Source organism: Nocardia xishanensis NBRC 101358 (assembly GCF_001613365.1).
Taxonomy (GTDB): Bacteria; Actinomycetota; Actinomycetes; order Mycobacteriales; family Mycobacteriaceae; genus Nocardia; species Nocardia xishanensis.
The window spans coordinates 1-1,879 of the sequence record NZ_BDCF01000113.1 but is presented as its reverse complement, the minus strand read 5'-3'; the positions used below and the strand labels follow the sequence as shown (position 1 = coordinate 1,879).

Below are 1,879 nucleotides of genomic sequence, written 5' to 3'. Positions count from 1 at the left end.
GGGCGCCGGCCAGGCGCGCGCCGCGCAACACCGCGCGCGTGAGATTCGCGCCGACCAGCCGCGCGCCGGTCAGATCCGCGCCGCTCAGGTCCACCCCTTGCAGATCGCGGTAGGACAGGTCCTCGCCCGCCAGCGCCGCGCCGCGCAGGTCGGCGGTCGGCGCGGTACGCAGCCGGGTGGTGACCCGCAGCGCGTTGGTGCGCGAATTGTCGTCGCAGGCGGCGTCGGCCAGCACCGCCTCGGCCCAGCCGCGCAGCGCGTGGGTGTCGGCCAGATCGCACAGGAAGTCGATGGACAGTTGCGACAGCTGCGCCTGCGCGAGCTGCCGCGGCACGACCGCCCCGGCCTCGAACTGCTCGGCGACGTGATTGGCCACCAGCCATTCGGTCACCGAGGCGTGGATGAAGCCGAAGAGATTCTCCTCGGTGCGCACCAGCAGACTGCCCGAGCCGATGGCGTGCGTCGACTGCTGCACCGACATCCGGTGCGGGCCGCTCAGCTCGACGAGATCCCTTGCCACCTCGGTCAACTCGGCCAACCGCAGGTAGGGCTCGCCCTTGTCCCAGATCCGCAGCGCGAAGGCGGTGACCGCAAGCCACAGCTCGTCCAGGCGCAGCCCGGGCAGCGATCCCGCGACGGTGGCTGTGCGGTCGGCCTCGTAGGTCAGCCAGGAATCGAGGATCTCCCGGTACAGCCCGGCCGGACCGACCGCCTGCTTCGCGCCGGCGGCGGCGCGCAGGCGGCGCTCGTTCAGATCCGCGATGAAGCTGAGCATGCGCGGATTCTGGGCCAGGCCGAGCAGGTCTTCGATGCCGGTGATCAACCGCATCCTGGCGTCGGCGCGGCTCGCGTCACCGTCATACCGGTTGGTGAGGAAGGCCCTGATCTGCGCGGGGGCGAAGTCCTCGATGCTCACGATGCGCCGGTCGTCGAGCAGGCCGACCCGCTCGCCGAGCGCGGTCAGCACCTGGGCGCGCGACTCGAAATGCTGGGTGCGGCTGGCCACGACGATCTTCGCCTTGCCGACCGCCGCCTGCAACAGCGTCTCCAGGTGATCGGCGGCGAATTCGTAGCTGATGCGGGTGACGAGCTCGTCGAAGCCGTCGAACAGCAGCACCACCCGGCCCTCGCGGAGCATGTAGCGCAACGCCTTCAGATCAATGCGGTCCTCGCCGTGGTTGGCCAGGTGGGCCGCGACCAACCCGTCCACCGAGTGGGTCTTGTCGAGGGCGCGCAGTTCGATGAGGATCGGCACCAGCGCCGGCTTGGTCTCGGTGATGCGGCGGGCCAGTTCCCGCAGCGCGAAGGTCTTGCCGCGCCCGAAATCGCCGAGCAGCAGCACGAATCGGCCGTGATCGGCGCCCACCATGCGGAGCAGTTCGCCGACCAGGTCGTCGCGGATCAGCTGATCGCCGTGCTCGAGCAACCGAAAACGTTGCGGCACATAGAGTTCCGGTGGATACCTGCGGTCGGAACGGAGCGCTGCCGCCTGCGCGGCGAGGTAGCCGTCCAGGTCGAGCAGGCCCTGGAATTCGGTGAAGCTGCGCACTCGAAGGCCGTGGCTCGCGGCTTCCTCACGGAGCGAGCGCGGCGGCGCGGCCCCCCGGTAGACCAGCTCCGAACCGTATTCCGGGTCGTGGCCGAGGAAGTCCTCGATCACCTGCCTCGTCATGTCGCCGACGTGCACGCCGACCCGCCACTGCGCCACCACCTCGTCGCGCTGGTGAGTGATGAACAGGTGCGGCGGATCCACCTCGACGCGGCGGATCCGCGCGCCCGGATACCGCGTGTCGCACACCTCGGCGACGCGGTCGAGCAGCTTGCGGTGCGGGTCGACGATCGCGGGCGCGTCCGCGGCCGGAGCCAGCGCCTCCTGGTC

1 protein-coding gene is annotated in these 1,879 nt (G+C 70.5%); it reads right to left on the bottom strand.

Annotated elements, in window-relative coordinates; translation table 11 throughout:
• Positions 1-1,879, bottom strand: a 1,879-nt coding sequence (locus NX1_RS34885) for an NACHT domain-containing protein (protein ID WP_157120415.1), incomplete at both ends; no start/stop codon positions are given.